Genomic DNA, 25,735 nt, shown 5'->3' with positions numbered 1-25,735 from the left:
CATCGGATCAGCGGGCGTGTCGGCTCTCGGGAGCCGACACGACGAACGCCGCCAGAGCGAGGAGGCCACCGGCGGCGGCGAGGAAGGCGAGAGCATCTCCGCGGGCAGCCGCGAGGACGGGGTCCACTCCCTCGCCGATCAGCCGCGCGGTGTGGGTGGAGGCCAGCGACACCAGCACGGCGAAGCCCACGGTGGGTCCGGTCTCGAGCGCGGTGTTGACGACGCCGCCGGCGAGCCCGACCGCCCGGTCAGGCACGTCGTCGACGGCGGCCACGGTCGCCCCCGCGAAGGCCATCCCGGCACCCAGGGCGAAGACCACCAAGCCGGCGAGGAGAGCGCCGTCGTACACCGCGTCGGCGTCGAGGCGGCTGAGGAGGAGCAGGCCGATCGCGGCGACGCCGAGCCCGGCGACGGTCACCTGGCGCGGGCCGAACCGCCCGACGAGCGTTCCCGCGAACGCGCCCGCGGCGAGCTGGACGAGGCTGTACGGCAGGAAGGCCAGGGCCGTGGCGAAGGGCGCGAGGTGGTGCGCTTGTCGGAAGTAGAGCGTCAGCAGGAAGAGCAGCGTTGACATCGCTGCCGCGGTCAGATGGATCACCAGCAGTGCGCTCGCGCGGCGGCGCGGCCGCAGGAACGTGAGGGGGAGCAGAGGGTCGCGGGCTCGGCGCTCGGCCACGACGAACGCCACGAGGAGGGCGACGCCCGCGGGGCCCAGCCACTGCCCACGGGGCTCGCCTACCCTCAACATGCCGTAGCTCAGCGCCGAGACGCCCGCGGTCGCGAGGACGGCGCCGGTGAGGTCGAGGCGCGTCGGACGACGGGGTGACGGTGGGAGGAGAACGGGTGCGAGACCGACCACGAGGATGGCCACGCCGGCGGGGATCGCGAGCGTCCACCGCCACGACCCCACGGTGAGGACGGCGCCGGAGAGCACGAGACCGACCGTCGCGCCCACTGCGCCGAGGCCACCCCAGAACGCGAACGCTCGGTTCCGGCGTGCCGGGTCCGCGACGATCGCCCTCAGCAGCGCGAGTGCCGCGGGGGCGGCGAGCGCGGCACCACAGCCTTGGAGGAACCGTCCGACGACCAGGACCCACACGCTCGGCGCCAGCGCCCCGACGGCTGACCCGCCGCCGAAGACCCCGACGCCGAGCGTGAACGCCCGCCGCCGGCCGAGCAGGTCGACGACCCGGCCGCCCAAGAGCAGGAGGCCGCCGAACGAGAGGCCGTACGCCGAGGTGACGAGCGCCACGTCCGGTTGATCGACGCCGAAGTCACGCTGGATCGCCGGCAGGCCGAGGGTGATCACCGTGATCGCGGCGACGAGCGTGGCCTGGGTGACGGCGATGACGGCGAAGGCCGCCTGGAACTCCCGACGCGGCGGAGGCGCCGACGTCGCCGCGGAGGTGGCGACCGCGGGTCCTCGATGCTCTGAGCTCATGCGAACCCCTTTTTAGACCGATCGTTTCAGAAAAACGGCGGACGACTCCCGGAGGCGGCTTGCGGACCGGCCCCCTCTGGGCACGCGGATCGAGAGGGCGCGACGGAGCGGGCGGTGACTCGCCGGTCAGTCGAGAAGCGCGAGCGCCTGCTCGGCGGCGTCCTCGAGCCGCCCGGGTGGCGGCTCACCCTTGCCGACGACCCGCATGCCCTGCAGCAGCACGAGCAGCATGCGGGCGAGCGCCCGGGGATTCTTGCTCGCGTCCAGCTCGCCTTGCGCCTGCGCGCGCGTGAGCGCGGAGGTGAGCGCCACCTCGATGGCGTCCCAGCTCGCCTGGACCCGCCGGGTGACCAGGCGGTCCTCCGGGACGAGCTCCACCGCGGCGTTCACCACCATGCAGCCACGACCGTCCAGGTCACTGGCGGACTCGGCGGCGTAGCGGCGAACCAGCTCCCGCACGGCTGGCAGGACCGGGCCGGGCTGGGAGAGCTCCTCGATGGGGTTCGGCTTCTGCGACTCGAGGTAGCGCTCGAGCGCCTTGAGGTAGAGGTCCCGCTTGGACCCGAACGTCGCATAGATGCTGGCGCGCCCAATCCCCAGGTGCTCGACGAGGTCGGACATGGAGGTGGCCTCGTAGCCGCGTTGCCAGAACAGCTCCAAGGCGCGCTGGAGGACGGCGTCCGGGTCGAACTCCTTCACCCTCCCCATGGCGGCCATGCTAGGTGTTTCTGGAACGATCGGTCAAGAATGAGTTCCGAGTCAGCGCTGCACGCTGGCGCTCAGCTGTCCGGGGTGCCGCACCAGCGGACCGGGTATGGCAACGTCTCCGCCGGCCCGTCGTACTCGACGACCCACCGGCCGCGAGCGTCGCGTCCGATCCCGAAGCGCTCCTCCACCGGCGCGTCGTACCCGTCGCCCGCGTCCGTGGTGAGCCGGCCACCGAGCGCGGGCTCCTCGTCGGGCGGATAGGCGTCCAGCTCGATCCGGCCGTCGCGCTCGACCGGGATCACCGCGCCCGCCCGGACGAGCACCGGCGTCACGTCGAGGGGCGCCGGCACCGTGACGTACTCCGGACCCTCGTAGGCGACGCCTGTCCGCCGGTCATACCACCGCCCGCGCGGAAGTCTCACCGTGCGTTCCCGGGCGCCCTCCTCGAGCACGGGCGCCACCAGCAGCGCGTCACCGAGCAGGAACTGGTCGTCCTCCCACCGCAGCCCGGCGTCGGCGGGATCGATCCACAGCATCGGCCGCACGTACGGCGCCCCGGTGCGATGGGCCTCGAAGGCGAGGGTGTACCAGTACGGCAGCAGCTCGTAGCGCTCCCGCAAGGAGGGACGGACCAGCTCGAGCACCGTCGGCCCGAACGCCCACGGCTCCCGCGGGGGTAGCTTCGCGGCGCAGTGCACGCGGAAGAACGGCAGGTAGGCGGCCAGCTGGAACCATCGGACGTACAGCTCGTCCGACGGGTGCGCATCGAAGCCACCGATGTCCGGACCCGAGAACGGGACGCCGGAGCAGCCGAGTCCGAGGGTGAAGGCCAGGCTCGTCCGCAACCCACCCCACGAGGTCCCGATGTCGCCCGACCACGTCCCGGCGTACCGCTGCAGGCCGGCGAAGCCGGCACGGGAGAGCAGAAACGGACGACGATCGGGCCGGAGCCGGCACAGGGCCTCGAAGGCGGCGTGGTTGAGCAGCAGCGCGTAGACGTTGTGTGCCTCCCGATGGTCGCCCCCGCGGCCGTCCAGCTCATGGCGTGTCAGCCGGGGCAGCGTCCCGTCCCCCCACGCCGCGAAGACCGACGGCTCGTTCATGTCGTGCCAGAAGCCGTCGACGCCGAGCTTCACGTACCCCTCGTACAGCTCACCCCACCAGCGGCGGACACGGGGCGACGTGAAGTCGGGAAACACCGTGGTGCCCGGCCAGACCACTCCGCGCACGACCCGACCATCCGGCCCGCGGCAGAAGGCGTCGATCGAACGCCCGCTGCGGTACACCGGATCACCTCGGTCCTTGGCGACGCCGGGATCGACGATGGCGACCACGTGGACGTCGCGCCGGGCGAGCTCGGCGGTGAGCCCGGCCAGGTCGGGATACCGCTCGCGGTCGACCGCGAAGGGCCGGTTGTCGACGAGGTGGTCGATGTCGAGCCAGATTCCCGACAGTGGCAGGTCGTGCTCGGCGAACCGGTCCGCGACCTCCCGCACCACCGCCTGGCTGCCGTATCCCCAGCGGCACTGGTGGTAGCCCAACGCCCAGCGTGGCGGCAGCGCGGGTCGGCCGGTCAGCCGGGTGTAGCACTCCAGCGCCTGTGCGGGAGTGCCAGGGAAGACGTAGTACCGCAGCGGGCCGTCGACCATCTGCACGGTGACCTCGTCCGCTACGTCCACCGTGCCGTCATGGGTGTTGTCGTAGAAGGCGAGGTGGACCCCTGCGTCGGCGACCACGAGGTAGACCGGGATCGACATCGACAGGGGATCGTCGCCGGCGGCGTAGGTGCCGCCGGGATCGGAGTTCCACAGTCGGTACGTGCCTCCTCGACGGTCGAGTGGCGCGGAGCGGCCGCCGAGCCCAAGGACGGCCGCGTCGCTGTCGAGCGCGCTGCGGTGGACCCACGTCGTGCCGTCCCAGCGAGGCGGCCGGTCCAGCCGAATCGTGCGCGCGTCCCCACCCGGCGGCTCGGTGCGGAAGGCGACGGTCCCCTCCTGGTCGACCGCGACGACGACGTCCGCCAGCCGCACGACCCAGCCGTCGCCCTCCCGGGCGAGCACGCAGCCGGTCGCCGGCTCCGGGTCGTCCGCCCCTGAGCCCGCCGGCTGGCCGCTGCCAAACCCGCCGACGTCCGACCCTTCGACGTCCGGCCCTTCGACGTCCGGCCCTTCGACGTCCGACACCCCACCGTCCGACGCCGCGCCGCCTGGCACGGCGTCCGCCGGCGTCGCTCCGGCTGACCTACTGCCGGCTGGCCCAGCGCCGGCTGCCCCAGCGCCGGCTGGCCCAGCGCGGTCGACGCCGAGCGCGTACGACGGCGTGGCGGTGGCACCGTCCCACCCGATGAAGACCCCACCTTGGGCGAGGAACCGAACCTCCAGGGACAGCCAAGCGGTGGCCGCGGAGGGCTCCCCGGCGACGGTGAACCAGAACCGCGCTCCACCGGGGACCCGCTCAGCGCTCGTGAGCCGGCCCGGCACGCGCGTCGGGGTCGTGACCGGACGAACCTGCCGCTCCAGGCGTCCCCGGAACCAGGCGTATCGGCAGGCGCGAAGGCTGTTGCCCCAGCCGATCAGCCGGAAGCCCCGGGCCAGGGCGTCGAGCCTGTCTCGCACCCGCTCACGGCGTCGTGGCCGCAGGTGGCGTAGCCACCCACCGAGGAGAGATGGCGCGATGTCGACGGGCTCCCCCGCGGCCGGACGTGACGACACCCGCATGCGCTCTCCCTCCGTCGCACGACGCCCCGCCTGCCGACGTCTCCCCCAGCATGATCGGGACCCACCGCGTGCCACACACGACCCCCGGCCGGCTCCGTCAGGCTGGGTCCAGCGGCGGTGGGTCAGGCGTCAGTGTGCCCGACGCCAGTGTGTCCGGTCGCCCGGGCGGCACGCCACGCTTCCGCCAGCGGGAGCGCTACTCCTCGTATCGACCCCGACGTCGTGCCGCCAGCGCCCGAGCCGCTTCGCGCTCGGCTTCCCGCTTGGCGATCGCCTCCCGCTTGTCGTACGCACGCTTGCCTCGAGCCAGGGCGATCTCGACCTTCGCCCGGCCGTCTTTGAAGTAGAGCGAGAGCGGCACCACGGTCACCCCGCGCTCCCGAGTCGCCGCGTCGATGCGGTCGATCTCCTTGCGGTGAAGCAGCAGCTTCCGAGAGCGTCGCGGCGCGTGGTTCGTCCACGTGCCCTGGGTGTACTCAGGGATGTGCACGCCTTGGAGCCAGGCCTCGCCGTCGATCACGACCGCGTACCCGTCGACGAGGGACGCCCGGCCGGCCCGCAACGACTTCACCTCGGTGCCGGTCAGCACCAGGCCAGCCTCGAAGGTGTCCTCGATGTGGTAGTCGTGCCGCGCTCGACGGTTCTGCGCGACCAGCCGACGTCCGCGCTCCTTGACCATTCCTCCATCTTCGCCGACCCGTGCCAACGGGCGGCGCGGGAGGGGTGCGGAGCGGGCCCTGCCGGGACGTCCGTCACAAGTAGTTCATGGGATTCACAGTGCGGCCATCCCGCAGGACCATGAAGTGCAGGTGGCACCCGGTCGAGTAGCCGGTCGTCCCGACGTACCCGATCACCTGACCGCGCCTCACCCACTGGTTGACGCCGACGGCGTAGGACGACAGGTGGTTGTAGGTGGTCACCGTCGACGCGCCGTCCATGCGCCCGTGGGCGAGGAGGATGCGCCGGCCGTAGCCGGCGTTGTAGTAGCGCGCCAGCACCCGCCCGGACGCCGCGGCGCGCACTGGTGTGCCGCAGCTCGCGCCGAAGTCGGTTCCGTCGTGCAGCTTCCACCGTCGCAGGATCGGGTGGAACCGCATGCCGTAGTGGGACGTGATCGGCCCGTCGACGGGGCGCAGGAGCCGGGCGCCGGAGTCGTCGCTTCGATCGTCCTTCCTCTTGCGCCTCTGCTCCTCGCGCTCGCGTTCCTGGCGAGCCAGCTCCTCCAACATCCTGCGGATGCGCTCGCGCTCGGCGACGAGCTGCTGGTAGCGGCGCAGGTCCTCCGCCTTGGCCCGCTCCGCCTCCGCCACGGCCGCCTTCCGCTCCTCGACGAGCGCGCGGACGCGCTTCTCGGCGGCGCTGGCCTCCCGCTCCAGGGCTCGGATCCGGGCGAGGTTCGCCGCCGCCTCCGCGCGCTGTCGCGCGACCTCACGCTCGGCCTCCTCGAGCGCGGCCCGCTGGCCAGCGAGCGTGGCGGTGGCCGCGTCCAGCCGAGCCAGCGCGGTCCGCTGGGACTCCGACACACTCGACACGATCTGGACCTGGCCGAGGAGGTCACCTGGCTCCGCGCTGCCCAGAATGGCCGCGAGCTCCGCGACACCGCTGACCTGGTAGCTGGCGTTGGCGAACGCCGCGATCCGCGCCCGCTGCTCGGCCACCCGCCGGTGCGACCGGCGCACCCCGGCCTTGGCCTCAGCAAGCCTCTCCCGAGCCTGACGCAAGGACGCCGCGAGCGCCGCGTCCCGTGCGGCCGCGGCGGCGAGCTGCCCGCGAACCGCCTCGAGGCGGGTACGGGCGGCGGCCAGCCTCGCCTCGGTCTCCCGCAGCGCCTTCGTCGCGGCCAAGAGCTGCGCGGACGACTCGTCCAAGTCGTGACGCGCCTCCTCCAACTGACGCTCGACCCGGCGCTTGTCCTCCTCGGGGCCGGCCTGCGCGCTCGGTGCCCCCGTCGTCAGCGTGAGCGCGAGCGTCAGCACGAGCACCAGCACCCCGGCGAGTGAGCGTCGCGAGCGCCAGCCGAGGCGGCCGAGGGCTGCCCGCTCCGGGACCGCGCCCTCCGCCCGTGTGCACGGGCTCCCTCCGTCAGCGTGACGCGTCCTCGCGAGCGCCTTCTCGACCCCGGCACGACCATTCCCGACCACTGGTGCTCCCTCCGTACGCCCCCGCTCTTCACCCGCGGTCGTGACCATATCGTGACCGTACCCACCAGATCGGCCAGTAAGCCACCAAAGTCACCTATGGCTCAGAGCGGTAGCGAGTCGGCGCAACGCCCAGGGACGGCACGACCCGGCGCAGCACGCGAAGAGCGCACCTCGCTCAGACCTGCAGGTACCGGCGCAACGTCACCAAAGACGCGACCACGGCCAGCAGGGCACCCACACCGAGGACGACCGGCATGACCGCGAGCGTCTCGTCCCAGCCGATCCACGGCACGACACGGACGTCGGTGCGGAGCCGCTCGGTGACGTACGGGGTGAAGGCGAGGGTGGCACAGGCCAGGAGGCCGCCGGCCAGGGCCGCCACCATGCTCTCGATGACGAACGGCAGCTGGATGTAGAAGTTCGACGCGCCGACCAGGCGCATGATGCTGATTTCGCGCCGCCGGCTGAAGACCGTGAGCCGGATCGTGTTGCTGATCTGGAGGACAGCGGCGATGAGGAGTCCTCCGGCCAAGCCGATCGACACCCACTGCAGACCGTTCAGCCCTTTGAAGAGCGGCTCGAGGACCTCACGCGAGTCCTGGACGCTGAAGACGCCGGGGAGCCCCTGCACCGCCGAGCGCACGCCGTGGTACTGCTGGGGGTCCTTCAGGCTGACGCGGAACGACTCCTGCAAGTCGCTGGGCTTCACCAGGTCGACCGTGGCGGAGTCCTTGTAGATCTGCTTGTAGCGCTCGTACGCCTCCTCCTGCGACTCGTGGTAGACCTGCCGCACCTCGGGGTTGGCCACGAGCACCCGCTTGATCTCGGCCTTCTGCTCCTCGCTGACGGCACCGTCGGCGCACTGCGGCGCCGAGGTGACGTCGTTGCAGAGGAAGACGGCGATCTCCACCTTGTCGTACCAGAACCCCTTGGCGAGCTCGACCTCCGAACGCACGAGCAGTCCGAAGCCGAACAGCACGAGGGAGATCCAGACGGTGACGATGACCGCCACCGTCATGGTCACATTGCGGCGAAGGCCCGTCCCGAGCTCGGAGAACGCGTACCTGATCTGCATGGTGTCCTAGCGATCGAGTGCCTAGCCCTGGTAGCCGTAGACGCCACGGTTCTGATCGCGGACCAGCCTGCCGCCCTCGAGCTCGATGACCCGCTTGCGCATCTGGTCGACGATCTTGGCGTCGTGGGTCGCCATGATGACCGTGGTGCCGGTGCGGTTGATCCGGTCGAGCAGCTTCATGATCCCGACCGAGGTCGACGGGTCGAGGTTGCCGGTGGGCTCGTCAGCGATGAGGATCTTGGGTCGGTTCACGAAGGCCCGGGCGACCGCCACCCGCTGCTGCTCGCCACCCGACAGCTCGTCGGGCATCCGGTCCTCCTTGCCGTCCAGACCCACGAGCGCGAGGACGTCCGGCACGACGCGCTCGATGTGACTGCGCGGCCGGCCGATCACCTGGAGCGCGAAGGCGACGTTCTCGAAGACCGTCTTGTTCGGCAGCAGCCGGAAGTCCTGGAAGACCGTGCCGATCTGACGGCGCAGCTTGGGCACCTTCCAGCTGGAGAGCCGGTTGAGCTCCTTGCCGGCGACGAAGACGCGGCCACGGGACGGTCGCAGCTCACGCAGGGCCAGCTTGAGGAACGTCGACTTGCCGGAGCCAGAGGAGCCCACGAGGAACACGAACTCGCCCTTGTGGATCTCCAGGGACACGTCGGCCAACGCTGGTCGCTTCTGCCCCTCGTAGACCTTGGTGACATTCTCGAAGCGGATCACGGCAGGCTTCCTGGCCGGGTCGGGTGTGGACACGGCCGGCACGAGCGGACGTACCGGCACGGAACGACTAACCCGCTGAGTGTACGACGCCGGCCACACACCTCCGGCAACCTCCGGCCCGACGACGCCGCCACCAGCCGTGGCCGGGCGTGCGCGTCTGGGTGGGGGCAACCCCGGGGACTCGGCTACGACGCGGCGTGCTCCCGGGTACGGCGCCAGCGGATACCCGCTTCGATGAACGCGTCGATCTCGCCGTCGAAGACCGCCTGAGGGTTCCCGGTCTCGTACTCAGTGCGCAGGTCCTTGACCATCTGGTACGGGTGCAGGACGTACGAGCGCATCTGGTCACCCCAGGATCCCGCGACGTCACCGCGCAGCGCGTCGATCTTGGCCTGCTCCTCCTGGCGACGCAGGGCCAGCAGCTTCGCCTTGAGGATGCTCATCGCCGTCGCGCGGTTCTGGAGCTGGCTGCGCTCGTTCTGGCAGGCCACGACGATGCCGGTGGGCAGGTGGGTGATCCGCACGGCGGAGTCGGTGGTGTTCACGCCCTGGCCACCTGGGCCAGACGAGCGGTAGACGTCGATTCGGATCTCGTCCTCAGGGATCTCGATGTCGTCGGACTGCTCGACGACCGGCACCACCTCGACCCCCGCGAACGAGGTCTGCCGGCGCCCCTGGTTGTCGAACGGCGAGATTCGGACCAGCCGGTGGGTCCCCTGCTCGACGGACAGGGTGCCGTAGGCGTAGGGAGCCTTGACCGCGAAGGTGGCGGACTTGATGCCGGCCTCCTCCGCATACGAGGTGTCGTAGACCTCGGTCGGGTACTTGTGCCGCTCCGCCCAGCGCAGGTACATGCGCATGAGCATCTCGGCGAAGTCCGCCGCGTCGACACCACCGGCACCCGCCCGGATGGTGACGAGGGCCTCGCGCTCGTCGTACTCGCCGGACAGGAGGGTACGGACCTCCAACGCCTGGATCGCGCGGCGCAGCTCACCCAGCTCACGGTCAGCCTCCGCACGCGCGGCGGCGTCGCCCTCGGCCTCGGCGAGCTCGTGCAGGACCGCCAGGTCCTCCAGACGCTGCCGCAGCGACGTGACGCGCTCGAGATCAGCCTGCTTGGCCGACAGCTGGCTGGTGACCCGCTGGGCGTTGGCTTGGTCGTCCCACAGGTCGGGCGCCATCGCCCGCTCGCTGAGCTCGGCGATCTCTTTGCGCAGCTTGTCGGGATCGAGGACGGCCTCGATGCTGCGCAGCGTCGAGTCGAGGGCTTTGAGCTCTGCCTGGAAGTCAGGTCCTGCCACGGTCTCCAAGAGTACGCGGAGCCCGGCGACGCTCCTCCGCCCTGCTACCCCTTGAGCGTGCCGCGCCACCCGGAGCCGTCCCCAGGTGGCCGGTCCGTCAAGGCACCGTCGCGAACGTCTCGGCGGACGCCTCGACCGTGATGTCGATGGTCGCGCGGTTGCGGGAGACCGCGTTGGCGATCGGGAGAGTGACCCTGCCCTCGCAGGTCACGGTCACCCGAGCCGCGGTCAGCCCGGTGACGGCGCAGTCCAGGGACTGGTAGTTGCCCGCCGCGAGGTACCGGTCGACCTCCTGCTGGGCGAGCTCCCGGCTCAAGATCACCTTGTCACCGAGGCCGCCCTCGTAGATGGCGCTCTTGTCGATGCCGTTCGTGGCGGCCAACGCCGCGCCGTCGGCGATGGCGTGGAGCCCGCGTCGGTAGACGAAGGCCTGCGAGGCGTCGAACACCACCGCGCACAGCAGGATGACGATGATCCCGAAGCCGATGATCATCGGCAGCATCTGGCCGCGCTCATCACGCGCATATCGCCGGCGCACACTCACCCCCTGGACTGGCGGTACTCGCCGTACGGCGTGCGGTGGGTGCTGCTCACCGGGATCGAGGCGAGCGGGCCGCCCAACGCGTCGGGCACGAACGGCAGCGGCACGGTGTAGCGCACGGTGACCTCGACCGACGAGCCAGCCTGTAGACAGCCACCGTCCAGGCAGCGGATGCTGATGCCGTCGCCGAGCTCGAGCCCTTGGTCGGCCATCGCCAGCTCCGCTGCCTGCCGGGCCCGTGCGTGCGCCTCGCTCACGTTGCCGGCCAGGACGAACGCTCGGCCAGCGTCACGAGCGGCGGCCGAGACCCCGTAGGCGGCCCGCTGGACGTCGAACACCGCCAGCATGACGTACACCAGCGGGACGAGGAACAGGATCCCGAGGAAGCAGAACTCCACGATGGCGTTGCCGCGCTCCTCGCGCAGACGGTCTCGCACGCCACGGTGCCCCACAGCTCGGCGCCACGGGGCAGGCGGCCGACGGCCACGAGCTCCCCCGCCCGTCATGGCGTCGGCTCCTTCACCGCGTGCCCGGACACCGTGAAGGCGAACGACGGTCCCCACAGGCCGAGCGCCGGCATCCGGGCTCTGACCCGCATGGCGACCACCGGCTGGCCGCTGACGCTCGTCATGGAGGCCGACACGCCACGGGCCAGGTTCGGAGACAACGCGCCCGCGATGCAGTTCTGGGTGACGGCCACGCCCTCCGCCGCTGTCCCGTCGTAGTTGGCGGCCTGTCGGGCGCCCTCGTGCGCGCACGCCACGAGCGTGTTGCGGACATGGAGGAACAACCCGAGCTGGAGCACGCCGAGGAACAGCGGCAGGAGCACCACCATCACCAAGACGAACTCCACCACGGACGCGCCGCGTTCGCTGGAGCGCGCGTCGCCACGCCGGCGCGGCATCAGCTGGGGATGGAACCCCGTGCCCGGTTGAGGGCATCCTCCAGGAGCTGCCGCAGCTGCGGACCGAGGACAGCCCACAGCACCGCCACGAGCGCGGCGGTCATGACCGTGATGAGGACCCAGCCGACCATGTCCCCACGCTCACGCCCACCGGTCATCAGCCGCGCCTGGAGCCACGCCGCCACCGCCTGCGCCTGCTTCGTCACGGCGTCTCTCATCGTCGATGTCGTCCCCTCTCGTCTCCTGACCAACCAGTCTCGACGTCGGCTCCCCCAATGATCAACTCAGGGGGAAACCATCTGCAATCCGATAGCACCGGGGAAGAACGCGAACAGCACCGTGACCGGCAGGACGAGGAAGACGATCGGCACCATCATGCCGATCTCCTTGCGGCCGCCGGCCTCGATGAGCTGCCGCTTGCCGGCCTCGCGCACGTCGGCCGCCTGCGCCCGGAGCACGTCGGCGAGTGGAGTTCCCCGTTCCACGGCGATCGCGATGCCGTCGACGAACCGAGCGAGGATGGAGATGTTCGTCCGGTCACCCACGCTCTCGAGGGCCTGGATGAGCGAGACGCCCGTGCGAGCCTGGGCGAGCGCGTACTGGAACTCTCGGGCCAGCTCCCCCTTGCTCACCTTGGCGACCCGTTCGAGCGCCGCGACCGGCCCCTCGCCTGCCGCCACCGACAACGCGAGCATGTCGGCGACCGTCGGGAACTCCGCGAGCATGCGTGCCTCGCGCTTCTTCACCTGCTCCACGAGCCGCCGGTCACGCAGCAGGACGCCGATGACGAACGCGCAGACACACAAGATGAGCAGCGGGACCGGGTTGGTGCCCCGGGCGACGAGCAGCAAGAGTGAGAAGGCGAGCGCACCGGCGAAGCCCATGGCGCCCCAGATCAGCTGCTCGACCCGGAACTCCTCGACGGTCATGTCGCTCCCCGCCTGCTGCAGCCGTCGACGGACGACCGACCCGCTGCCGAGCATGCGCTCCAGCGCGCGAGCCCCGGTCCGGAAGTACGGTCGCAGCAGCCGTTCCAGCGTGGGGAACGGAGTGAACGTTCGGTCGGAGATGTCGTAGGCCGACGGCCCGACCGCGTCCCGCACGTAGGGACCCAATCGGCTGTCCAACGACGGCCGCCGCATCGGGGGCAGCCTGAAGATGGTGAGGAGCAGTCCAAGCCCGACCCCGAGGCCGAGCAGGGCGCCGTACCAGCTGAACGTCATCGCAGCACCCGCTCCTCCTCCGGCAGCCGCCCGATCCGCAGCATGAGGCGGTAGGCGATCACACACACCACGGCACCGGTGACCAGGACGGCGAAGCCCAGGGCGCTGTTGTACCGCGCGATGATCTCGCGCTGGAATGACATGAACCCCAGCACCAACCAGGGCGCCGCGACCGCCAGCCGGGCGGCGTTGACGGTCCAGGACTGACGAGCCTGCAGCTCGGCCCTCGTCCGCACGTCCTCCCGCAGGAACGACGACAGCGTGCGCAGCAGCCGCCCGAGGTCGCTCCCACCGACCTCGCGCGCGATCCGCAGCGACTCCACGATGCGGTCTCCAACCGGGTCGGCGAGGTTGCGCTTGAGCTGGTCGAGGCACTCGTTGAACCGCCCCGTCGCTCGGTAGTCCTCGGCGAACCGCTGGAAGGGCCGCCGCAGTGGTTGCGGACCCCGCACCGCGATCTGCGACAGCGCCTCAGGTAGCGACAGACCGGCACGCACGCTCGAGGCGAGGTTGTCAACGACGTCGGGCCACAGCTCCCGCAGCTCCTGCCGGCGAGACCGGGCGCGGTAGCGCACCAACGAGAGCGGGCCGTATCCGGCGATGACACCGAAAGCCAAGGCCACAGGCGCGGCACCGGACACCACGAACATGACGAGGAAGACGAACGTGCCGACGCCCACGCAGACGCTGAGCAGCTGGCCCGGCGTCACCGCCTCGATACCGGCCTGGGCGAGCAGGTCGTCCAGGCGTTCGTACAGAGACGGTCCGGACGGCGCCTTCGTCGTGCTCGGCTTCAGGAAGGAGTGAATGATCAGAACCAGCCCGAGGCCGAACATGAGACCGAGCAGGATGCCCATCAGGCGACTCCCTCGAAGCGTGGCGCGAGCAGACGCGACAGGTCGTAGCCGATGCGCTCGAAGCGGTCCGGGTGCGGCGGGTACCCGTCGCCCCGCACCAACCGGTCACCGCGAAGGTGGAAGATCGTCTCCAGCTCGATGATGTCGCCCTCGACCCGCCCGGGGACCGCGGCGATCTCGCGGACACGCCGCCGCCCGTTCTCCATCAGGGCGGTGTGGACGACGATGTCGACCGCGCCGGCCACGGTCGGAACGACGAACCGCGAGCCGATGTTCTCACCTGCGAGCAGCGGCAGCGTGCACATCTTCGTGATGGCCTCGCGGGCGGAGTTGGCGTGGATGGTGCACATGCCGGGCAGCCCGGAGTTGAGGGCGATGAGCAGGTCCAAGCACTCCTCGGCACGGACCTCGCCGACGATGATGCGGCTCGGCCGCATTCGGAGCGCTTCCTTCACCAGGTGGCGGAGCCGGATCTCGCCGGTGCCCTCCAGGTTGGACTGACGAGTCTGCATGGGAACCCAGTCGGGCAGCGGGATCTTCAGCTCGAAGACCTCCTCACAGCTGATGATCCGCTCCCTGGGCGGGATCGCCGCGGCGAGACAGTTGAGGAGCGTCGTCTTGCCCGCCTGGGTGCCGCCGGCGACGAGGATGTTGAGTCCCGCGACGACGCAGGCTTCGAGGAAGTGCGCGGCCTGGGCAGTGAGGGTGCCCAAGGCCACGAGGTCCTCCAGGTGGCTCGCGCGGACCACGAACTTCCGGATGTTGACCGCCCAGTGCGTCCGCGTGATGTCGGGGATGACGACGTGAAGCCGACTCCCGTCGGGCAGCATCGCGTCCACGAACGGCGTCGAGAAGTCGATCCGCCGCCCCGTGGTCTTGAGCATGCGCTCCACCAGGTCACGGACCTCGTCGTCGGTGAGAACGGTGGTGGTGAGCTCACTGCGACCGTTGCGGGCGACGAAGACCTTCGACGGCTCGTTGATCCAGATCTCCTCGACCGTCGGGTCGTCGAGGTACTTCTGCAGCGGGCCGAACCCGGCGACCGAGTTGAAGATCTCCTGCGCCACCTCGCGGGGATCGCCGAGCGGTGGCAGCGTGGCGACCAGCGAACGCTCGTCGTAGCGCTGGATCGCCTGCTCGATGATGCGCCGGACGGCGTTCTGCTCCTTGAGTGGATCGATGCCCTCCCGCCGGATCGCGTCCCGAACCTCGGCGTCGATGATGTCGACCGCTGTCATGAGCGCGGCTCACCCCGTGCTGCCACGTCTTCGTGTCCTCCCCCCTTGTGACGTCGACGGCACGAGCCGTCGACCCGTGCTGCTGGATTGTGTCATGCGGGATGGCCGGTGGCGACAGGCTGTCCAGCACGGGGTCGACACGGGTAGACGACGCCGAGCGTCGGAGGGGTGACGGTGCGGAGCCGTACCGGCTCACGTCGCGGTCGGCAGCAGGCGTCGGACGACGCGGAGCGCCACGGACAGCCGGGCGAGGTCCGCGACGTCGCTCTCCACGATCTCCGCCAACGTGGATCGGGTACGCGCGACCAGCGCGGCGTTCCGCTCCTCCCACGCGGCCACTCGTTCCTCGGCCGTGGCGTTGGTCGAGCTCACCGCCAGCGCATTCAGCGTGAGCTGAGCGTGCACGCTGTGGAAGTCGTCACGTAGCGCGGCCCGGGCGGTGGCCTGCCACCGGTCGTGGCGCGGCAGGGCCAGGATGCGCTCCAGCAGGCGGCCGAGCTGGAGGCGCTCACCGAGGGTGAAGTGGACCCGGGCCACCTCCACCACGTCCGCTCCGGTCCGGTTCGCCACCTCGACGATGCCGAGCCCGGCGTACGCGGGCGGCAACACCGCGACACGCACCGCGAGATCCTTCGGGACGCCCGAGGCGAGCAGGGCGTCGCGGCGACCCTCGAACAGCGTCCGCTCGCGTCCGGTGAGCACCTCCGGCAGGACCGCGGTCAGTCGCCGCACGGGGTCGGTGAAGTACTCGACGCACCCGGCGATGTCCAGCGGTGGGCGGCGGTTCTGGACCAGCCAGCGACTCGCGCGCTCCGCGATCGTCCGGGCCTCCAGACGCATCCGGACCTGCACCCCGGCGTCAACCTTGTTGTCGAGCCGCTCGATGTCGCGCAGGATCTCGTCGACGCCGAAGATCTCCCTCGCCGCCACGTGGGCGCGGGTGAGGGTCTCCGCCGGCGCGCCGGTCTCGAGCGAGAGCCTCGGGTAGAACGTTATACCGGCCACGTTGACCAGCCGGTTCACCACCTGGGTCACGATGATCTCGCGCCGCAGCGGATGGCCGTCGAGACGGTGCCCGAACCGCTCCCGGATGGGGGTGGGGAAGTATGCCTCGAGCTCGGCGCGCAGGTACGGGTCGTCCGGCAGCGTGGACTCGAGGAGCTCGTCGGCCAGCGCGATCGTGGTGTAGGACATGAGGGTGGCCAGCTCGGGAGTGGTGAGCCCACGGCCCTGCGCCTGCCGCTCCCTGAGCTGCTTGGCGCTCGGGAGACCGGCCAGCTCCCGGTCGAGCACACCCCTCTTCTCGAGACGACGTATCCAGTCGGCGTGCACCTGCAGCATGTTCGGCGCGACCGCGGCGGCGTTCTGCAGGGCGACGTTGCGTTGGTAGTTGTCGTTGAGGACGAGCGCCGCCACCTCGTCGGTCATCTGTGCCAACAGGTCATTGCGCTGCTTGACGGTGAGCTCGCCGTCGCGGATCAGCTCGTCGAGCAGGATCTTGATGTTGACCTCGTGGTCGGAGGTGTCGACGCCCGCCGAGTTGTCGATGAAGTCGGTGTTGATCCGCCCACCGTTGCTGGCGTACTCGATCCGGCCCAGCTGGGTGAAGCCGAGGTTGCCGCCCTCGCCGACGCACGCGGCCCGCAGGTCGATGCCGTTGACCCGAACCGCGTCGTTGGCCTTGTCACCGACGTCGGCGTGCGACTCGGAGCTGGCCTTGACGTAGGTGCCGATCCCGCCGTTCCACAGCAGGTCGACGGGCGCGGTGAGGATCGCGCGGATCATCTCGTGGGGGGTCATCGACGTGACGTCCCCCGCGATGCCCAGGGCGGCGCGGACCTGCGGGGTCACCGGAATCGACTTCGCCGTCCGCGGGTAGACCCCGCCGCCTTCCGAGATCAGGTCCCGGCGATAGTCGTCCCAGCTCGACCGTGGCAGCTCGAAGAGTCGGCGGCGTTCTTCGTACGACGCCTCCGGGTCCGGGTTCGGATCGAGGAAGATGTGCCGGTGGTCGAAGGCGGCCACGAGGCGAATGTGCCGGGAGCACAACATGCCGTTGCCGAAGACATCGCCTGACATGTCGCCGATGCCCACGCAGGTGAAGTCCTCGTTCTGGCAGTCGCGGCCCATCTCGCGGAAGTGCCGCTGGACCGACACCCACGCGCCCTTGGCGGTGATGCCCATCGCCTTGTGGTCGTAGCCGGTGGAGCCACCCGAGGCGAAGGCATCGCCGAGCCAGAAGTCGTAGGACTTCGCGACCTCGTTGGCGACGTCGGAGAAGCGCGCCGTGCCCTTGTCCGGCGCCACGACCAGGTAGGCGTCATCGCCGTCGTGGCGGACGACATCGGGGGGCGGGATGACCTGGCCGTGCCGCAGGTTGTCGGTGACGTCGAGCAGCCCGCGGATGAAGGTCGTGTAGCAGGCGATCCCCTCCGCCATCCACGCGTCCCGGTCGGAGGGGTCGGGCAGCTCCTTGCAGAAGAAGCCGCCCTTGGCGCCGACCGGGACGATGACGGTGTTCTTGACCATCTGTGCCTTGGCCAGCTCGAGGACCTCGGAGCGGAAGTCCTCCCGTCGGTCGGACCATCGCAGCCCACCCCGCGCCACCGGACCGAAGCGCAGGTGCACCCCCTCGACCCTGGGCGAGTAGACCCACGTCTCGAAGCGGGGCCTCGGGTGGGGCAGGTCCGGGTTGTTCCGGGGATCGAACTTGAACGACAGGTAGCTCTTGGGCTCTCCGTCGGCGTCGCGCTGGTAGTAGTTCGTGCGGGTCGTCGTGGTGATCAGCGTGAGGAACGACCGGATGATGCGGTCCTGGTCCAGGCTCGCGACCGAGTCCAGCGCCTCGGCGATGCGCTTGGTCACCTGCGCGGATCGCTCCTCGCGAGCCCGCGCGTCGAGCTCGAGCGCAGGGTCGAAGCGGGTCTCGAAGAGCTCGATGAGCAGCTTGGCGAGCTCGACGTTCGCGGTGAGGGCGTCCTCGATGTAGTCCTGGCTGAACGTCGAGCCGGCCTGACGCATGTACTTCGCGTAGGCGCGCAGGACGCTCACCTGGCGCCAGGTGAGCCCGGCGCGCAGCACCAGCGCGTTGAAGCCGTCGCTCTCGGCGCGTCCGGACCAGACGGCGGTGAAGGCGTCCTGGAAGAGCTCGCGCAGCGCCGACGGTGGGACGTCGACCGGCCCGCGGTAGACGAGCCCGAAGTCGTAGATCCACGCCCGAGTACCGTCGGCGGCCTCGATGGGGTACGGACGCTCGTCGACCACCTCGACGCCCATCCGCGACAGCCGTGGCAGGACGTCGGACAGCGACAGCGGCGAGCCGGTCCGGTAGATCTTGAACCGCCGCTCGTCGGCGGCGGCGTCGACCGGCTCGTACAGCGACACCGAGAACCCGCCGGTCGGCGGCAGCTCCTCGAGCCGGCGCAGGTCCGCGACGGCGGTGCGGGCCGGGAAGTCGTCGCGGTAGCCGACGGGGAAGGCCTCGGCGTACTTGCGGAAGAGGCGAGCCGCCGCCTCCTCCCCCACCTGGTCGTCGAGGGCCTCGGCGAAGTCGTCGACCCAGGTCCGGGTGGCGCTGGCGAGCCGCCGCTCCAGCTCGGCCACGTCGACCTCGGGGATGGTGGCGCCACGCGGGACGCGAACCACGAAGTGCAGTCGCGCGAGGACCGACTCGGAGAAGCGGAGGGAGAAATCGATGCTCTCGCCGTTGTAGGCCTCGAGGAGCAGGTCCTGGAGCCTCAGCCGAACCTGCGTGGAGAACCTGTCCCGGGGCAGGTAGACCAGGCAGGAGACGTACCGCCCGTACGGGTCGCGGCGGGTGAAGACCCGCAGCATCCGGCGCTCCTGCAGGGACAGGATGCCCAGCACGGTCGGCAGCAGTTCGTCGACCGTGACCTGGAACAGCTCGTCCCGCGGATAGGTCTCGAGGATGTCCAGCAGCTCTCTGCCCGCGTGCGAGTCGGGCGAGAAGCCCGCCCGAGCCAAGACCTCGGTCGTCTTGCCGCGAAGCACCGGGATGCGCAGGACGCTCTGGGTGTAGGCGGCCGAGGTGAACAGTCCGAGGAACCGGCGCTCCCCCACGACCTCGCCGTCGGGACCGAACGTCTTGATGCCGATGTAGTCGAGGTAGGCGGGGCGGTGGACGGTGGCGCGCGAGTTGGCCTTGGTGATGATGAGCAGCTTCTTCTCGCGTGCCTTGGCCCGCACGTCCGGTGGCATCTGCCGGAACGACGTCGCGCTGCGCGGGTCGGTCCGCAGGATGCCCAGTCCGCTGCCGGGCACGGCCCGCAGCACGGTGTCGTCGTCTTCGGTGCGGAGGACGTACTCGCGGTAGCCGAGGAAGGTGAAGTGGTTGTCCGCGAGCCAGGTGAGCAGCTCCTTGGCCTCCTCGATCTCCCGCTCCGGGAGCGGTGGCGGCGACTCCTCGAGCTCGTGGACGATCTCCATCGCCCGCGCGTGCAGCTTCGGCCAGTCCTCCACCGCTTCGCGCACGTCGCTGAGGACCCGACGGAGGTTGGAGGCGATCTTCTCCAGCTCCGCGACCTCGGTCTCGCGGTCGATCTCGACGTGGATCCAGGATTCCTGGACCAGCTCCCCCGCCTCGTCGGCGAGGAGCTCGCTGCGCTCGCCGCCGACCGAGCCGACCACCTCGAGCAACCGCCCCGTGACGTCACGGCGGACGGTGAGCTGAGGGTGGATGACCAGGTGGATGCCCCGACCCTGCCGCGACAGCTCCATCGTCACCGAGTCGACGAGGAACGGCATGTCGTCGGTGATGACCTCGACGACGGTGTGGCTGGAGGACCAGCCGTGCTCCTCGACGGTCGGTGTGAAGACGCGGACGGCGGCCGTGCCACGGATCCTCGTGGCGGCCAGACGGTAATGGCTGCACGCGGCGCCGTAGACGTCGACCGGGTCGCGACCGAGGAGATCCTCCGGCGCGACATGCCGGTAGTAAGCGGACAGCAGCGCCTCGGCCTGGGCGACGGACAACGCGCCTCGGGACCGGCTCTGCTCGGCGACCTTCACCGCCTCTGCGAGAAGCGCGGCCTTCTCATCCTCCCGCTTGTGCACGCCGGTGGCGGTCATGAGCGCTCGCCTCGCCCACTCTGTCCATCGGCGCCCGCGGGCGCCGAGGCCGTACCCCCTTGTACGACCTCTCCGAGGCTAGCGTGTGCCCACGAACGCCGCATCACCACGACTGCCACCTCGACGTCCCGAGAGCTCAGGTCGGCGCCAGAGGGCGACGACGAGGGTGATCATCGTGTTGGATCTCCCCATGGACCTTCATCGGGAAACCCGCTACCCCGCCGATCCGACCGCCGTCTACGCGATGCTGACCGACGAGGACTTCCTCCGCCGACGGGCCCAAGCGGCGCACGCCCTGCGGCACGACGTCAAGGTCGAGCCGACCGGCGGAGGCCACCGGACGCGTCTGCACCAGTTCCTGCCGGCCGAAGTGCCCGACTTCGTCCGCAAGCTCGTCGGTGACGAGATCGAGCTGACCGAGGTGATCGCCTGGGAGGCCGCTGAACCCGACGGCTCCCGCCGTGCCGAGGTGCGTGTCGACGTCGCGAGCGCACCGGTCACCTTGCGCGGCACGATCCGGCTGGTGCCGGACTCCGCGGGGACGCGGCAGATCCTCGACGCCGAGCTGAAGGCCTCGGTGCCGCTCATCGGCAAGAAGATCGAGGAGGCCGCCGCCCCTGCCGTCGCCGCTGGCCTGACCGGTATGGAGGAGCTGGGCCGCCAGTGGCTCGCCGAGCACCGGTGAGCGTGACGCTCGGTGGCGGCACTGCGCGGCGCGACCGGTGACGAGCTCCACGATGCCCGGGGCGACGTCGACCGCCACGACGGAGCTGGCGGCGGGCGCGACGGAACCGCCACGACCGGTCGCCGGTGTCGTCGTCCGGCGTGTCGCCGCCCGAATTGTCGGTGGTGCCTGCCACGGTTGACCTCGACGCCGTGAGCTTGTCGAAAGGTCCGACCGTGAGGGAGATGACCTACCACTGCCCGACCTGCCAGGGCACACGTGTGTTCGAGCAGCCACCGTGCGCGGATGGGCACGGCGCTGACTGCCCGGAGTGGGCGTGCGTCGACTGCGGCACCGCCTTGCTCGTCGACGTGGTGCTCGAGCGGGCGGAAGATCGTGAGGTGGCCGCACGCGTCGCGTGACGGCCACCTCGGGTGACAGGTCGTCTCGTCCAGAGCTACCCCATGTGCGGGTAGCGGTAGTCGGTCGGTGGGACGAACGTCTCCTTGATGGAGCGTGGGCTGACCCACCGCATGAGGTTCCAGATCGAGCCGGCTTTGTCGTTGGTTCCGCTCGCCCGCGACCCGCCGAACGGCTGCTGACCGACGATCGATCCGGTCGGCTTGTCGTTGATGTAGAAGTTGCCCGCCGAGTAGCGCAGGACCTCCATGGCCTCGACGATGGCTCGCCGGTCCTCGGCGATCACCGAGCCGGTGAGTGCGTAAGGAGCGACGGATTCCATCTGCCGGAGCACCTGGTCGTAGTCACCGTCGTCGAAGACGTAGACCGACAGGATCGGACCGAAGTACTCCGTGCGGAACATCTCGTCGGTGGGGTCCTCGCCGAGCAGAATCGTCGGCGTGACGAAGTACCCGACCGTGTCGTCGTAGGTGCCACCGGTGAGGATGCTCACCGAGTCGGTGGCCTTCGCGCGGTCGAGCGCGGCAGCGTTCTTGGCGAACGCTCGCTCGTCGATGACGGCGCCCATGAAGGTCGACAGGTCGGCCACGTCACCCATCGGTAGGGACTCGGTCTCGGCGACGAGGTCGTCGACCACCCGATCCCACACGCTGCGGGCGATGTACGCACGCGAGGCCGCCGAGCACTTCTGGCCCTGGTACTCGAAGGCACCTCGGATCAAGGCGGTCTTGAGCACGGCGGGGTCAGCCGAGCCGTGGGCGACCACGAAGTCCTTGCCGCCGGTCTCGCCGACGATCCGCGGATAGCTGCGATAGGTCGCGAGGTTCTCACCGACGCGCTGCCACAGGTGGCGGAAGGTCGTGGTGGACCCGGTGAAGTGGATGCCGGCGAGCTCGGGGTGGGCGAGCGCGACGTTGGAGACCGCGATCCCATCACCGGGCAGGAAGTTGATGACACCGGGCGGGAGTCCCGCGGCCTCGAGCATGCGCATCGTGTAGTACGCGGCCAGCGTCTGTGTCGGCGAGGGCTTCCACAGCACGACGTTGCCCAACAGCGCGGGGGCGGTGGGCAGGTTCGCCGCGATCGCGGTGAAGTTGAACGGCGTGATCGCGTAGACGAAACCCTCCAGTGGCCGATAGTCGACCCGGTTCCAGACGCCTGGCACGGACAGCGGCTGCTCGGCCAGGATCTGTCGAGCGAAGTGGACGTTGAACCGCAGGAAGTCCACCAGCTCACAGGCGGCGTCGATCTCGGCCTGGTGGACGCTCTTGCTCTGGCCCAGCATGGTGGCGGCGTTGAGGGTGTCGCGCCACGGCCCGGCGGCCAGGTCTGCCGCACGCAAGAAGATCGCGGCTCGGTCGTCGAACGACATCGACCGCCAGGCCGGGGCCGCCTCGAGAGCGGCCTTGATGGCGTCCTCGGCGTCCTGCTCGGTGGCGTGCCGGAGCGTGCCGAGGACCTTGCGGTGGTCGTGCGGCATGACGACCGGTAGCGGAGTGCCGCCACCGGGTCGTTGGACGCCTCCGATCGTCGCGGTCAGATCCACGTGCTCCGCGGCGATCTCGGCGAGCCGACGTTCCAGGCTGGCCCGTTCGGGGCTGCCGGGGGCATAGGTCCGCACCGGCTCGTTCGCCGGGGTCGGTACCTGGGTGATGGCATCCATCGTCAGCCTCCCGCGTGGTCGTGGGGTGCATCGGTCCCGGTCGGGGACGCGTGCCTCATCGGCATCCTGCCACCGGAGGCGGCCGGAGCATCACGCTGACTTGCGAGCGGCCTTCTTCCCAGCGCTCTTCTTCGCGGCCGTCTTCTTCGCGGTCTTCTTCCCCGCTTGCTTCTTGCTGGGCTTGGCGGCCGCCTTCTTGGGCGTCTTCTTCGTCGCGCTCGGTCGGCCACCGGCCTTGCCCCCGGTCTCCCCTCGGGCGCGCCGGGCCTCCTCCACGCTCGCTTGCAGAGCGGCCATGAGATCGACCACCTCGCCTCCCGGTGGCGCGGCGGCCGGCGCCTCCACCTCCCGGCCAGCGGTCTTGGCCGCGATGAGCTCCTCCAGCGCGGCGCGATAGTCGTCGTGGTACCGGGTGGGATCGAAGTCGGTCTGCAAGGTCTGGATGTAGGACTCGGCCATCGCGATCTCCTGTGGCCGAACCTCCACGTCCTCCTGCGGAGCCGCGAAGGAGGCGTCGCGGACCTCGTCGGGCCACAGCATCGTCTGCAGGACCAGGACGTCGTCCTTGGGACGAAGCAACGCCAGCGACTCGCGGTTACGCAACGCAACCTTGACAACCGCGGTCTGACCGGAGTTCCGCAACGCGTCCCGGAGCAGGACGTACGGCTTGGTCGCGGGGCCGTCCGGCTGCAGGTAGTAACTGCGCGACACGTAGATGGGGTCGACCTGCTCCTCCGGCACGAACTCCAAGACCTCGACGACGTGCCGGCTCGGCAGCGGCAGCTGGGCGAAATCGTCGGACGTCAGGATGACCATCCCGCCGTCGGGCAGCTCATACCCCTTGGCGATGTCGGAGTAGGGAACTTCCTCCCCGTCTACCTCGCAGACCCGGCGATAGCGGATTCGTCCTCCATCGGCCGCGTGCACCTGACGAAAGGAGATGTCCTTTTCCTGTGTCGCGGCGTAGACCTTGACCGGTATCGAGACGAGCCCGAACGAGACCGAGCCCTTCCATATCGCCTGCATGGGGACCTCCGCGACAAAGGCGGCGCGACGAGCGATGCGCCCTGGCATCTCCACACTGAGCGGTTCCCTACCCGGCGCGCAAGCCCACAACCGGACAGGTCAGACGGCGAATGCGCAGGACAGCTGGCCGCCAGGCCGCCTTCAGCGCAGCGCGGCGAGCGCCGCGTGGACGTGGCCCTCCGCCTCGGCGAGCGCCTCTCGGGCTCGCTCCGGCGTGACCCCGGCAAGGACCGCGACGAGCGCGGTCTTCAGCTCCCCACCCGCCTCGGCGAGCGCCTGGCGGCACTCCTCCTCGGACAGCCCGGTCGCCTCCTTGAGGATGCCGAGCATCCGCCCGCGGAGCTTCGCGTTGGTCGCCAGCAAGTCGACCATGAGGTTCGAGTAGGTGCGGCCCAGCCGCACCATCACCGCCGTGGAGAAGGCGTTCAGCACGAGCTTCTGCGCGGTTCCCGCCTTCATGCGGGTCGAGCCCGCGACCACCTCGGGGCCGGTGTCGACGGGGATGAAGACGTCCACCTCGCGGCCGAGTGGCGCCTTGGGGTTGGCGGTGACCAGGACCGTGGCCGCGCCGTGCTCACGGGCGGCTCGGAGCGCTCCGACGACGTAGGGTGTCCGGCCGCTCGCCGCGAGGCCGACCACGACGTCCCCCGGCTGAACCGCCTCGGCGAGCTCCCGCGCGCCGGCGGCGGCGTCGTCCTCAGCGTCCTCGACCGCCCGGAGGAACGCCGCCGGGCCACCGGCCGCGTGCGTGACGAACCAGTCACTCGGCACGGCGAACGTGGGCGGCAGCTCGGCGGCGTCCAGCATCCCGAGCCGACCCGAGGTGCCGGCACCCACGTAGTGGACGCGGCGGCCCTTGCGCAGCGCCTCGACGGCCAGGTCGACGGCCTGCGCGATCGGCTCCAGCACCTCGCGGACCGCCCCGGGCACGCGATGGTCTTCGTCGTTGATCAGTCGAAGGATCTCCAACGTCGGCAGGCGATCGATGTCGACGCTGCGCGGGTTGCGTTCCTCGGTGGGCGAGGCGACCACGACGACCGCCTTGTCGTCAGACTCCGCGGAGGTACCCGCGCCGACCGTTTCCGACGTCATCATCGCCGCCCGCGGGAGGCCGACACACGGCGTCCAGTGATCGCGTCGTACGTCGCCTCCAACGCTCGAAGGGTGCTGTCGTAGTGCCTCCTGGCGACACCGACGAACAGGCAGTCCACGACGGTCAGCTGAGCGATGCGGCTGGCGGTGGCACCCGACCGGAACGTCGTCTCGCGGGCGGCGGTGGTGAGCACGTAGTCGGCGACCGAGGCGATCGGGGATCGAGGGAAGTTCGTGAGCGCGACCGTCGTCGCGCCGTGCTTGCGCGCCTCGCGGAGGACGTCGATCGTGTCCGACGTGACGCCCGTGTGGGAGATACCGACCGCCACGTCACCCTTGGTGAGCAAGGCGGCGCTGGCCAGTGCGACGTGCGTGTCCGCCCAGGCGAACGCCAATCTGCCGATGCGGTGCAGCTTCTGTTGGAAGTCGAGAGCGACGAACGCGCTCGCACCCACGCCGAACAGCTCGATGCGCGACGCCTCGGCGAGCGCATCCACGACCTTCTCGAGGACGTCGATGTCGAGCTGCCCCGCGGTGTCCTCGACCGCGCGGGCGTCGGCGAACGCCACCTTCTCGACGATCTGCTCCATCGAGTCGCTGGGCCCGATGTCGCTCCCGACGGCACGGCCGCGGACGCCGTCGCGGGCTGACTCGCGCGCCGACTCCGCTGCCAGCCGGAGCCGCAGCTCTGGGTAGCCAGGAAGTCCGAGGACCTTGCAGAACCTGATCACCGTGGTCTCAGAGGTGCCGGCGGCGCGAGCCAGCTCGGTGATCGTGCGCGCCGACGCCCGGGACGGGTCTTGCAGGACGAGGTTCGCCACGCGTTGCTCGGCGGGCGACAACGAGGGCGCCACGGCGCGGATTCGCACGACGACGCCTTCGGCGATCGGGTCGGCTTCAGGATCCTTCGACTTCTTGGCCATAG

General features: G+C 70.3%; 22 protein-coding genes. 2 read left to right on the top strand and 20 right to left on the bottom strand.

Translation table 11 applies throughout. From position 1 onward, the window contains the following. Positions 1-7: 7 nt before the first annotated feature. From DFJ64_RS15020 to DFJ64_RS14945, 16 genes are all read right to left on the bottom strand, one after another. Complete coding sequence (locus tag DFJ64_RS15020) at positions 8-1,441, bottom strand: MFS transporter (RefSeq protein WP_115851026.1); 1,434 nt, start codon at positions 1,439-1,441, stop codon at positions 8-10. Positions 1,442-1,567: 126 nt separating this feature from the next. Beyond that, complete coding sequence (locus DFJ64_RS15015) at positions 1,568-2,149, bottom strand: TetR/AcrR family transcriptional regulator (protein WP_115852122.1); 582 nt, start codon at positions 2,147-2,149, stop codon at positions 1,568-1,570. Positions 2,150-2,220: 71 nt separating this feature from the next. After that, positions 2,221-4,866 carry a glycoside hydrolase family 31 protein gene (locus tag DFJ64_RS15010; RefSeq protein ID WP_115851025.1) on the bottom strand — a complete coding sequence of 882 codons (2,646 nt, stop codon included), beginning with the start codon at positions 4,864-4,866 and terminating at the stop codon, positions 2,221-2,223. Positions 4,867-5,062: 196 nt separating this feature from the next. After that, positions 5,063-5,545, bottom strand: coding sequence for an SsrA-binding protein SmpB (gene smpB / locus DFJ64_RS15005; protein ID WP_115851024.1), 483 nt, complete (start codon positions 5,543-5,545; stop codon positions 5,063-5,065). 73 nt (positions 5,546-5,618) lie between these two features. Beyond that, positions 5,619-6,854: a M23 family metallopeptidase gene (locus DFJ64_RS15000; protein WP_147304723.1), complete on the bottom strand. Its 1,236-nt coding sequence runs from the start codon at positions 6,852-6,854 to the stop codon at positions 5,619-5,621. A gap of 328 nt (positions 6,855-7,182) precedes the next feature. Continuing rightward, positions 7,183-8,082, bottom strand: a complete 900-nt coding sequence (gene ftsX / locus DFJ64_RS14995; RefSeq protein ID WP_115851022.1) for a permease-like cell division protein FtsX — start codon at positions 8,080-8,082, stop codon at positions 7,183-7,185. Positions 8,083-8,103: 21 nt separating this feature from the next. Beyond that, positions 8,104-8,793, bottom strand: coding sequence for a cell division ATP-binding protein FtsE (gene ftsE, locus DFJ64_RS14990; protein ID WP_115851021.1), 690 nt, complete (start codon positions 8,791-8,793; stop codon positions 8,104-8,106). Between the two features lie 185 nt (positions 8,794-8,978). Further along, positions 8,979-10,094 carry a peptide chain release factor 2 gene (gene prfB, locus DFJ64_RS14985; RefSeq protein ID WP_115852121.1) on the bottom strand — a complete coding sequence of 372 codons (1,116 nt, stop codon included), beginning with the start codon at positions 10,092-10,094 and terminating at the stop codon, positions 8,979-8,981. A gap of 97 nt (positions 10,095-10,191) precedes the next feature. Continuing rightward, complete coding sequence (locus DFJ64_RS14980; protein WP_245941147.1) at positions 10,192-10,596, bottom strand: pilus assembly protein TadG-related protein; 405 nt, start codon at positions 10,594-10,596, stop codon at positions 10,192-10,194. A gap of 38 nt (positions 10,597-10,634) precedes the next feature. Then, positions 10,635-11,072 (bottom strand): TadE/TadG family type IV pilus assembly protein, encoded by a 438-nt coding sequence (locus DFJ64_RS14975; protein WP_115852120.1) that lies wholly within the window; start codon positions 11,070-11,072, stop codon positions 10,635-10,637. 65 nt (positions 11,073-11,137) lie between these two features. Beyond that, entirely contained in the window at positions 11,138-11,539 is a 402-nt protein-coding gene (locus DFJ64_RS14970; protein ID WP_115851019.1) for a TadE/TadG family type IV pilus assembly protein, read from the bottom strand. Continuing rightward, positions 11,539-11,745, bottom strand: a complete 207-nt coding sequence (locus DFJ64_RS14965) for a hypothetical protein (protein WP_115851018.1) — start codon at positions 11,743-11,745, stop codon at positions 11,539-11,541. The genes DFJ64_RS14970 and DFJ64_RS14965 overlap by 1 nt, the downstream gene beginning before the upstream one ends. A 78-nt stretch (positions 11,746-11,823) precedes the next feature. Further along, on the bottom strand, positions 11,824-12,762 hold the full coding sequence (locus tag DFJ64_RS14960) for a type II secretion system F family protein (RefSeq protein ID WP_115851017.1): 939 nt from the start codon (positions 12,760-12,762) through the stop codon (positions 11,824-11,826). Continuing rightward, positions 12,759-13,619: a type II secretion system F family protein gene (locus tag DFJ64_RS14955; protein WP_115851016.1), complete on the bottom strand. Its 861-nt coding sequence runs from the start codon at positions 13,617-13,619 to the stop codon at positions 12,759-12,761. The genes DFJ64_RS14960 and DFJ64_RS14955 overlap by 4 nt, the downstream gene beginning before the upstream one ends. After that, complete coding sequence (locus DFJ64_RS14950; protein ID WP_115851015.1) at positions 13,619-14,857, bottom strand: TadA family conjugal transfer-associated ATPase; 1,239 nt, start codon at positions 14,855-14,857, stop codon at positions 13,619-13,621. The genes DFJ64_RS14955 and DFJ64_RS14950 overlap by 1 nt, the downstream gene beginning before the upstream one ends. Positions 14,858-15,049: 192 nt before the next feature. Continuing rightward, positions 15,050-19,945 carry an NAD-glutamate dehydrogenase gene (locus DFJ64_RS14945; protein WP_115851014.1) on the bottom strand — a complete coding sequence of 1,632 codons (4,896 nt, stop codon included), beginning with the start codon at positions 19,943-19,945 and terminating at the stop codon, positions 15,050-15,052. Between the two features lie 190 nt (positions 19,946-20,135). Here DFJ64_RS14945 and DFJ64_RS14940 point away from each other — a divergent pair, with 190 nt between their 5' ends. After that, the gene (locus tag DFJ64_RS14940) at positions 20,136-20,630 is read left to right on the top strand and encodes a DUF2505 domain-containing protein (protein WP_147304722.1); all 495 of its coding nucleotides are present in this window, start codon (positions 20,136-20,138) and stop codon (positions 20,628-20,630) included. Positions 20,631-20,845: 215 nt separating this feature from the next. Continuing rightward, the gene (locus DFJ64_RS14935) at positions 20,846-21,031 is read left to right on the top strand and encodes a hypothetical protein (protein WP_147304721.1); all 186 of its coding nucleotides are present in this window, start codon (positions 20,846-20,848) and stop codon (positions 21,029-21,031) included. A gap of 35 nt (positions 21,032-21,066) precedes the next feature. Here the strand turns inward: DFJ64_RS14935 and pruA are convergent, their stop codons facing one another. The 4 genes from pruA to DFJ64_RS14915 form a co-directional block, all read right to left on the bottom strand. Beyond that, on the bottom strand, positions 21,067-22,692 hold the full coding sequence (pruA, locus tag DFJ64_RS14930) for an L-glutamate gamma-semialdehyde dehydrogenase (RefSeq protein WP_115851011.1): 1,626 nt from the start codon (positions 22,690-22,692) through the stop codon (positions 21,067-21,069). Positions 22,693-22,782: 90 nt separating this feature from the next. Beyond that, on the bottom strand, positions 22,783-23,766 hold the full coding sequence (gene ku, locus DFJ64_RS14925) for a non-homologous end joining protein Ku (RefSeq protein ID WP_342768136.1): 984 nt from the start codon (positions 23,764-23,766) through the stop codon (positions 22,783-22,785). A 93-nt stretch (positions 23,767-23,859) separates the two neighbouring features. Then, positions 23,860-24,810, bottom strand: a complete 951-nt coding sequence (gene murQ, locus DFJ64_RS14920) for an N-acetylmuramic acid 6-phosphate etherase (protein ID WP_115851010.1) — start codon at positions 24,808-24,810, stop codon at positions 23,860-23,862. Further along, entirely contained in the window at positions 24,810-25,733 is a 924-nt protein-coding gene (locus DFJ64_RS14915; RefSeq protein WP_115851009.1) for a MurR/RpiR family transcriptional regulator, read from the bottom strand. Before DFJ64_RS14915 ends, murQ begins: the two co-directional genes overlap by 1 nt. Between the last annotated feature and the right edge of the window lie 2 nt (positions 25,734-25,735).

Origin of the sequence: Thermasporomyces composti, assembly GCF_003386795.1 — a bacterium.
GTDB lineage: Bacteria > Actinomycetota > Actinomycetes > Propionibacteriales > Actinopolymorphaceae > Thermasporomyces > Thermasporomyces composti.
The sequence above is the reverse complement of the archived record's forward strand: the minus strand, read 5'-3'. Positions and strand labels throughout refer to the sequence as shown.

Excerpts from the sequence above, each read along its gene's own strand:
- DFJ64_RS14970 (WP_115851019.1), bottom strand. The coding sequence starts at position 11,539 with ATGCCGCGCCGGCGTGGCGACGCGCGCTCCAGCGAACGCGGCGCGTCC.
- ku (WP_342768136.1), bottom strand. The coding sequence starts at position 23,766 with ATGCCAGGGCGCATCGCTCGTCGCGCCGCCTTTGTCGCGGAGGTCCCC.
- DFJ64_RS15015 (WP_115852122.1), bottom strand. The coding sequence starts at position 2,149 with ATGGGGAGGGTGAAGGAGTTCGACCCGGACGCCGTCCTCCAGCGCGCC.
- DFJ64_RS14950 (WP_115851015.1), bottom strand. The coding sequence starts at position 14,857 with ATGACAGCGGTCGACATCATCGACGCCGAGGTTCGGGACGCGATCCGG.
- DFJ64_RS14945 (WP_115851014.1), bottom strand. The coding sequence starts at position 19,945 with ATGACCGCCACCGGCGTGCACAAGCGGGAGGATGAGAAGGCCGCGCTT.
- DFJ64_RS14955 (WP_115851016.1), bottom strand. The coding sequence starts at position 13,619 with ATGGGCATCCTGCTCGGTCTCATGTTCGGCCTCGGGCTGGTTCTGATC.
- DFJ64_RS15020 (WP_115851026.1), bottom strand. The coding sequence starts at position 1,441 with ATGAGCTCAGAGCATCGAGGACCCGCGGTCGCCACCTCCGCGGCGACG.
- ftsX (WP_115851022.1), bottom strand. The coding sequence starts at position 8,082 with ATGCAGATCAGGTACGCGTTCTCCGAGCTCGGGACGGGCCTTCGCCGC.
- DFJ64_RS14980 (WP_245941147.1), bottom strand. The coding sequence starts at position 10,596 with ATGCTGCCGATGATCATCGGCTTCGGGATCATCGTCATCCTGCTGTGC.
- pruA (WP_115851011.1), bottom strand. The coding sequence starts at position 22,692 with ATGGATGCCATCACCCAGGTACCGACCCCGGCGAACGAGCCGGTGCGG.
- DFJ64_RS14940 (WP_147304722.1), top strand. The coding sequence starts at position 20,136 with ATGGACCTTCATCGGGAAACCCGCTACCCCGCCGATCCGACCGCCGTC.
- DFJ64_RS14915 (WP_115851009.1), bottom strand. The coding sequence starts at position 25,733 with ATGGCCAAGAAGTCGAAGGATCCTGAAGCCGACCCGATCGCCGAAGGC.
- DFJ64_RS15010 (WP_115851025.1), bottom strand. The coding sequence starts at position 4,866 with ATGCGGGTGTCGTCACGTCCGGCCGCGGGGGAGCCCGTCGACATCGCG.
- murQ (WP_115851010.1), bottom strand. The coding sequence starts at position 24,810 with ATGACGTCGGAAACGGTCGGCGCGGGTACCTCCGCGGAGTCTGACGAC.
- smpB (WP_115851024.1), bottom strand. The coding sequence starts at position 5,545 with ATGGTCAAGGAGCGCGGACGTCGGCTGGTCGCGCAGAACCGTCGAGCG.
- DFJ64_RS14960 (WP_115851017.1), bottom strand. The coding sequence starts at position 12,762 with ATGACGTTCAGCTGGTACGGCGCCCTGCTCGGCCTCGGGGTCGGGCTT.